Genomic DNA, 6,664 nt, shown 5'->3' on the forward strand with positions numbered 1-6,664 from the left:
CGTTACTGCCGGAAGGGGAAGTTCAAAGCCTTGAGCAGCGCCCGGGCTTCGTCATCCGTCTTGGCAGTCGTACAAACGATGATGTCCATTCCCCAGACCTGGTCTACCTTGTCGTAGTTGATCTCGGGGAAAACGATATGTTCCTTGATGCCCATGGCGAAGTTGCCACGGCCATCGAAGCTCTTCGGGTTCAGACCCCGGAAGTCGCGAACGCGCGGCAAGGCGATGTTCACGAGGCGGTCGACGAACTCGAACATACGCTCCTTGCGAAGCGTCACCTTTGCGCCGATCGGCATGTTCTCGCGAACTTTGAAGCCGGCGATGGACGTGCGGGCGCGGGTCACGACAGCCTTCTGGCCGGCGATCATCGACAGGTCTTCCGCAGCGACGGTAGGCTTCTTGGAGTCGGCAGTCGCCTCACCAACGCCCATGTTCAAAACGACCTTATCAAGACGCGGAATCTGCATCTCGTTGTCGTAGTTGAACTGTTCCTGCAGGGCCTTGCGGATGGTCTCGTTATAGACCGTCTTCAGGCGCGGCTGATAAGCTGTATTAGCCATTGATCACTTCTCCCGAACGCTTGGCGACACGCACCTTCTTGCCGTCCTTGACGTCGAAGCCGACGCGGGTCGGCTTGCCGTCCTTGGGGTCGGCAATCGCGATGTTCGAAAGGTGAACAGGCGCTTCCTTGGTGATGATCCCGCCCTCTTGGGACTGGGACTGTTTCTGGTGACGGCGGATCAGGTTGATGCCACGCACCAGCGCGGTATCTTCCTTCGGCTGCACGGCGAGTACTTCGCCAGTGCGGCCCTTGTCCTTGCCGGCCAGGACGACGACCTTGTCGCCTTTACGGATCTTCTGCATTGTTCCGGCTCCTTAAAGCACTTCTGGCGCGAGCGAGATGATCTTCATGTGGTTCTTGGCGCGGAGTTCGCGCGGAACCGGCCCGAAGATACGCGTGCCGATCGGCTCTTTTTTGTTGTCGACGAGAACGGCTGCGTTCTTGTCGAAACGGATCACGCTGCCGTCCGGGCGACGGATGTCCTTGGCGGTGCGTACAACGACCGCCTTCATCACATCGCCCTTCTTTACGCGGCCACGCGGGATGGCTTCCTTGATCGACACCACGATGATGTCGCCTACCGAAGCGTATTTCCGCTTGGAACCGCCCAGCACCTTGATGCACATGACACGACGGGCGCCGGAATTATCCGCCACGTCGAGGTTTGTTTGCATCTGAATCATGACTGGCCGCCTTCTTCTTTTCTAACGGGATGAGCAACGGCCCTCCCCGGCTTGTCTGAAATTCTCGGTTACGCCTGTTCGGCGGGGACGACGACCCAGGTCTTGTCCTTGGAGATCGGAGCCGACTCCTGGATGAAAACCGTGTCGCCCACCTTGCAGGCGTTGTTTTCGTCGTGCGCCTTGTACTTCTTCGTCTGGCGCACGGTCTTCTTCATCACGGGATGCGTGAAGCGCCGTTCGACTTTGACGACGACCGTCTTTTCGTTCTTGTCGCTGACGACGACGCCCTGCAGAATGCGCTTTGGCATGGTTCTCGTCCTTAAGCCTTCTTGCCGGCCGACTTCTCGGCGGCGATGGTCTTGATACGCGCAATGTCCTTACGAACCTGCTTCACGCGCGCGGTCTTCTCGAGCTGGCCGGTCGCCTTCTGGAAGCGCAGGTTGAACTGCTCTTTCTTGAGGCTTCCGAGCTCGTCCGTGAGCTGGTCCTGGGTCTTGGCCCTGATGTCGGCGGCTTTCATAATCAGCCCTTCCTTATTCTGCAATACGCTGAACGAAGCGTGTCTTGACCGAGAGCTTGGCGGCGCCGAGGCGAAGCGCTTCACGCGCGATCTCCTCGGAGACACCGTCGATCTCGAACATGACGCGGCCCGGCTTGATGCGCGCCGCCCAGTAGTCGACGGCGCCCTTGCCCTTACCCATACGGACTTCGGTCGGCTTGGAAGTGACCGGAACGTCCGGGAAAATACGGATCCAAACGCGACCCTGACGCTTCATCTCGCGGGTGATCGCGCGGCGGGCCGCTTCGATCTCACGCGCGGTAACCCGGTTCGGCTCCAGCGCCTTCAGTCCGAAACCACCGAAATCCAGGTTGGTACCGCCCTTTGCGGCACCGTGGATACGGCCCTTGAACTGCTTGCGGAACTTCGTGCGCTTTGGCTGCAGCATCGTTCTAACTCCAAATTCCTATTGCCGCTCAGGCGTTCTCTCGGCGACGACCACCGCTGCGCTCGTTGGAATGCGAAGCATCGCCTTCCGTCGCGCGGCGTTCGGACGCCATCGGGTCATGCTCGAGAATCTCGCCCTTGAACACCCAGACCTTGACGCCGCAGATGCCATAGGCAGTCTTGGCTTCAGCCGTGCCGTAGTCGACATCGGCGCGCAGGGTGTGCAACGGAACGCGACCTTCGCGGTACCATTCCATACGAGCGATCTCAGCGCCGCCGAGACGGCCCGAGCAATTGATGCGGATGCCTTCGGCGCCCAGACGCATGGCCGACTGAACGGCGCGCTTCATCGCCCGGCGGAACGCGATACGGCGCTCGAGCTGCTGGGCAATCGACTGGGCAACCAGCGTGGCATCGATTTCAGGCTTGCGAACCTCGACGATGTTGAGGTGCGTTTCCGCCTTCGTCATTTCGGTCAGCTTCTTGCGAAGCTTCTCGATGTCCGCGCCCTTCTTGCCGATGATCAGGCCAGGACGGGCAGCATGGATGGTCACGCGGCACTTCTTGTGCGGACGCTCGATCACGACTTTCGAGATCGCGGCCTGCTTCAGTTCGGTCTCAAGATACTTGCGGATCTTGATGTCTTCATGCAGCAGCCTGCCGTACTCGCCGGTGTTCGCGAACCAACGCGAATCCCAGGTGCGGTTGATGCCGAGGCGAAGACCAATTGGATTGATTTTCTGACCCATTATGCGGCCTCCCCTTTCTCTTCGACTTCACGAACGACAATCGTGAGGTGCGAAAACGGCTTCTCGATCCGGCTGGCGCGACCGCGGCCACGAGCGTGGAAACGCTTCATGACGATCGACTTGCCGACAAAGGCCTCGGCCACCACTAGGGAGTCGACGTCGAGGTCGTGATTGTTCTCGGCGTTTGCGATAGCCGATTCGAGCGTCTTCTTCACCGTGCCAGCGATACGCTTGCGCGAAAATTCGAGATCCGAAAGCGCGGTCCCGACCTTCTTGCCGCGGATGAGCGCGGCAACCAGGTTGAGCTTCTGCGGGCTGACGCGGATCGTGCGCAAAACGGCACGTGCCTCGTTGTCAGCAAGCCTGCGCGGAGCCTTGGCCTTGCCCATGTTACTTCCTCTTCGCCTTCTTGTCCGCGCCGTGGCCGTAGTAGGTACGGGTCGGAGCGAACTCACCGAACTTGTGGCCGACCATGTCCTCGTTCACGTTGACCGGGATATGCTTCTGGCCGTTATAGACACCGAAGGTGAGGCCGACGAACTGCGGCAGGACTGTGGAACGACGGCTCCACATCTTGATCACCTCATTACGGCCGCCATCACGAACCTTCTCTGCTTTCTTGAGCAGATATCCGTCGACGAACGGGCCTTTCCAGACTGAACGAGTCACTGGCGTTACCTCTTATTAGCTCTTGCGCTGATGACGCGAGCGCACGATGAACTTATCGGTCGCCTTGTTGGACCGGGTCTTCTTACCCTTGGTGGGCTTGCCCCAGGGCGTAACCGGATGACGGCCACCCGAGGTCCGGCCTTCACCACCGCCGTGCGGGTGATCGACCGGGTTCATGGTGACGCCGCGATTGTGCGGACGACGACCGCGCCACACCGTACGACCGGCCTTGCCGTCGTTGATGTTGCCGTGGTCCGGGTTCGACACCGCGCCGACCGTGGCGAAGCACGAACCGCTGACGATGCGCTGTTCGCCCGAGTTCAAGCGAAGGATCGCCATGCCCTGGTCGCGACCGACGAGCTGTGCGTAAGCACCTGCCGAACGCGCGACCTGGCCGCCCTTGCCCGGCTTCAGCTCGATGTTGTGGACGATCGTGCCCACCGGCATCGCCGAAAGCGGCATCGCGTTGCCCGGCTTAACGTCGGCCGACTGGCTGGCAATGACCTGGTCGCCGGCAGCAAGACGCTGCGGAGCGATGATGTAGCTCAATTCGCCGTCCTCATACTTGATGAGAGCGATGAACGCGGTGCGGTTCGGGTCATACTCAAGACGCTCGACCGTGCCGGCGACATCAAGCTTGCGACGCTTGAAGTCGATGATGCGATAAGAACGCTTGTGACCGCCGCCGATGAAGCGGGCAGTGATGCGGCCGTAGTTGTTGCGGCCGCCCGACTTGGTCAGACCTTCGGTGAGGCCCTTGACCGGCTTGCCCTTGTAGAGACCGGAGCGGTCGACGATGACCAGCTGGCGGGTACTTGGCGTTACCGGTTTGAATTTCTTAAGTGCCATTGTCCTGTCCTCGCGGCCTTTCTCAGAGACCAGTCGCGACGTCGATCGACTGGCCGTCGGCCAGCGTCACTACCGCCTTCTTGACATCGCCCTGGCGGCCGATCGTGCCGCGGAAGCGCTTCACCTTGCCCTTGCGGACCAGGGTGTTGACGGCCATCACCTTCACGCCGAACAGCGCTTCGATGGCAGCCTTGATTTCCGGCTTCGTCGCCTTCTTGGCAACATTGAAGACGACCTGGTTGAATTCGGAAGCCATGGTCGACTTTTCAGTGATGACCGGGCTTACGATCACGTCGTAGTGGCGAAGATCCGTGGTCATTTGAAGCGCTCCTCGAGAGCCTCGACGGCGGCCTTGGAAAGGACCAGCGTGCCGCGGCGAAGAATGTCGTAAACATTGATGCCCTGGATCGGCAGAACATCGATGTTCGGGATGTTGGTCGCAGCCAGCTTGAAGTTGGCGTCGAGCTCGGCACCGCCGATCACCAGCGCATTGGTCAAGCCCAGCGTGGCGAAGTTTGCGATCAGCGCCTTCGTCTTTGCCTCGGAGAGAGCCAGATCGTCGACGATGATCAGGTTCGATGCCTTGGCCTTGGCTGACAGGGCATGCTTCAGGCCGAGAGCGCGAACCTTCTTGGGAAGGTCATGCTCGTGGCTGCGCACGACCGGGCCGTGAGCCTTGCCGCCGCCGCGGAACTGCGGAGCGCGAGCCGAATGGTGACGGGCACGGCCCGTACCCTTCTGCTTGTACATCTTGGCGCCGGTACGCGCGATCTCGGCGCGGCCCTTGGCCTTGTGCGTGCCCTGCTGCTTCTTGGCAAGCTGCCAGCGCACGACGCGCTGCAAAATGTCTTCGCGCGGGTCGAGACCGAAAATCTCGTCCGAGAGCTGCACCTTGCCGGCTTCTTTACCGGCCAGGGTTGTGATCGAAATGTCCATTATTCTGCTCCCTCAGTAGCCGGAGCCTCTTTATTGGCGGCGCGGAATGCAGCCGGCTTCGGAGCGTTCTCAGGCAGCGCAACTTTGGCCGCGTCGCGAACCATGATCCAGGCGCCCTTGCTGCCCGGAACCGCACCGCGGATCAGGATCAGGCCGCGATCGAGGTCGGTCGAGACGACTTCCACGTTCTGGGTGGTGACGCGTGTGTCGCCCATGTGGCCGGCCATCTTCTTGCCCTTGAACACCTTGCCGGGGTCCTGGCGCTGACCGGTCGAACCGTGCGAACGGTGCGAAACGGAGTTACCGTGCGTCGCGCGGCCACCACCGAAGTTGTAGCGCTTCATGACACCCTGGAAACCCTTACCGATGGTCGTTCCCGTCACGTCCACCTTCTGGCCGGCAACGAAATGCTCCACGGTCAGCTCAGCGCCGACGTCCAGCATATTGTCGGCGGAGACGCGGAACTCGGCGACCTTGGCCTTGGGTTCGACGGAGGCAGCAGCGAAATGGCCGCGCATTGCCTTCGACGTGTTCTTGACCTTTGCGAGGCCGACGCCGAGCTGGACGGCAGTGTAGCCGTTCTTCTCCTGCGTGCGCTGTGCCACGACCTGGCAATTCTCCAGACGGAGAACCGTGACGGGGACATGCTCGCCGGCGTCGTTGTAGACGCGCGTCATTCCCACCTTCTGTGCAATTACACCTGAACGCATTTTCTCGTTCTTCCTTCAGAGGAACCTTAGGAGCTTTCGCCCGGTCGGCTCATGTTTTTGCTCGTTAGAGCTTGATCTCGACATCGACACCGGCAGCCAGGTCGAGCTTCATAAGTGCATCGACGGTCTGCGGGGTCGGATCGACAATATCGAGAAGCCGCTTGTGCGTACGCATCTCGAACTGTTCGCGGCTCTTCTTGTCGATATGAGGCGACCGGTTGACCGTGAACTTCTCGATCCGCGTGGGCAGCGGAATCGGCCCGCGCACGTTGGCGCCGGTGCGCTTGGCCGTCGACACGATTTCGCGGGTCGAGGCGTCGAGCACCCGATGGTCAAACGCCTTAAGGCGGATGCGGATATTCTGTCCGTTCATGCGTCTATTCCTTGTTCTGGCGCGGCGCGGGCGAATTCCCGCCCGCGACAGATCGGTTAATCAGATTACTCGACGATAGCTGCGACGATGCCTGCACCGACGGTGCGGCCGCCTTCACGGATGGCGAAGCGCAGGCGCTCTTCCATCGCGATCGGCACGATCAGCTCGACATCGACCGTGATGTTGT

General features: G+C 60.7%; 15 protein-coding genes. All 15 read right to left on the reverse strand.

All coding sequences use genetic code 11. The annotated features are described in order from the left end of the window. Positions 1-2: 2 nt before the first annotated feature. On the reverse strand, positions 3-560 hold the full coding sequence (rplE, locus tag ICI42_RS17610; RefSeq protein WP_188165894.1) for a 50S ribosomal protein L5: 558 nt from the start codon (positions 558-560) through the stop codon (positions 3-5). Then, positions 553-864 (reverse strand): 50S ribosomal protein L24, encoded by a 312-nt coding sequence (gene rplX / locus ICI42_RS17615; protein WP_188165895.1) that lies wholly within the window; start codon positions 862-864, stop codon positions 553-555. Before rplX ends, rplE begins: the two co-directional genes overlap by 8 nt. Before the next feature lie 12 nt (positions 865-876). Next, the gene (gene rplN / locus ICI42_RS17620) at positions 877-1,245 is read right to left on the reverse strand and encodes a 50S ribosomal protein L14 (protein WP_006205457.1); all 369 of its coding nucleotides are present in this window, start codon (positions 1,243-1,245) and stop codon (positions 877-879) included. A 68-nt stretch (positions 1,246-1,313) separates the two neighbouring features. Next, entirely contained in the window at positions 1,314-1,553 is a 240-nt protein-coding gene (rpsQ, locus tag ICI42_RS17625; RefSeq protein WP_188165896.1) for a 30S ribosomal protein S17, read from the reverse strand. A gap of 11 nt (positions 1,554-1,564) precedes the next feature. Continuing rightward, entirely contained in the window at positions 1,565-1,765 is a 201-nt protein-coding gene (gene rpmC / locus ICI42_RS17630; protein WP_188165897.1) for a 50S ribosomal protein L29, read from the reverse strand. Positions 1,766-1,778: 13 nt separating this feature from the next. Beyond that, the gene (rplP, locus tag ICI42_RS17635; RefSeq protein ID WP_188165898.1) at positions 1,779-2,192 is read right to left on the reverse strand and encodes a 50S ribosomal protein L16; all 414 of its coding nucleotides are present in this window, start codon (positions 2,190-2,192) and stop codon (positions 1,779-1,781) included. Positions 2,193-2,220: 28 nt separating this feature from the next. Continuing rightward, positions 2,221-2,940 (reverse strand): 30S ribosomal protein S3, encoded by a 720-nt coding sequence (gene rpsC, locus ICI42_RS17640; protein ID WP_188165899.1) that lies wholly within the window; start codon positions 2,938-2,940, stop codon positions 2,221-2,223. Further along, complete coding sequence (rplV, locus tag ICI42_RS17645) at positions 2,940-3,329, reverse strand: 50S ribosomal protein L22 (protein ID WP_188165900.1); 390 nt, start codon at positions 3,327-3,329, stop codon at positions 2,940-2,942. Before rplV ends, rpsC begins: the two co-directional genes overlap by 1 nt. Before the next feature lies 1 nt (position 3,330). Next, positions 3,331-3,609: a 30S ribosomal protein S19 gene (gene rpsS / locus ICI42_RS17650; RefSeq protein ID WP_188165901.1), complete on the reverse strand. Its 279-nt coding sequence runs from the start codon at positions 3,607-3,609 to the stop codon at positions 3,331-3,333. 15 nt (positions 3,610-3,624) lie between these two features. Beyond that, positions 3,625-4,458, reverse strand: a complete 834-nt coding sequence (rplB, locus tag ICI42_RS17655) for a 50S ribosomal protein L2 (protein ID WP_188165902.1) — start codon at positions 4,456-4,458, stop codon at positions 3,625-3,627. Between the two features lie 22 nt (positions 4,459-4,480). Then, positions 4,481-4,777 carry a 50S ribosomal protein L23 gene (locus tag ICI42_RS17660; RefSeq protein WP_188165903.1) on the reverse strand — a complete coding sequence of 99 codons (297 nt, stop codon included), beginning with the start codon at positions 4,775-4,777 and terminating at the stop codon, positions 4,481-4,483. After that, positions 4,774-5,394: a 50S ribosomal protein L4 gene (gene rplD / locus ICI42_RS17665; RefSeq protein WP_188165904.1), complete on the reverse strand. Its 621-nt coding sequence runs from the start codon at positions 5,392-5,394 to the stop codon at positions 4,774-4,776. The genes ICI42_RS17660 and rplD overlap by 4 nt, the downstream gene beginning before the upstream one ends. Beyond that, complete coding sequence (gene rplC, locus ICI42_RS17670; protein WP_188165905.1) at positions 5,394-6,104, reverse strand: 50S ribosomal protein L3; 711 nt, start codon at positions 6,102-6,104, stop codon at positions 5,394-5,396. The genes rplD and rplC overlap by 1 nt, the downstream gene beginning before the upstream one ends. A 64-nt stretch (positions 6,105-6,168) precedes the next feature. Further along, positions 6,169-6,477 (reverse strand): 30S ribosomal protein S10, encoded by a 309-nt coding sequence (gene rpsJ / locus ICI42_RS17675; protein WP_007066362.1) that lies wholly within the window; start codon positions 6,475-6,477, stop codon positions 6,169-6,171. A gap of 65 nt (positions 6,478-6,542) precedes the next feature. After that, the coding region (locus ICI42_RS17680; protein ID WP_456238706.1) for an EF-Tu C-terminal domain-related protein at positions 6,543-6,664 on the reverse strand (122 nt) is incomplete at its 5' end.

Source organism: Oryzicola mucosus (assembly GCF_014534685.1).
In the GTDB taxonomy this organism is placed as follows: Bacteria; Pseudomonadota; Alphaproteobacteria; order Rhizobiales; family Rhizobiaceae; genus Oryzicola; species Oryzicola mucosus.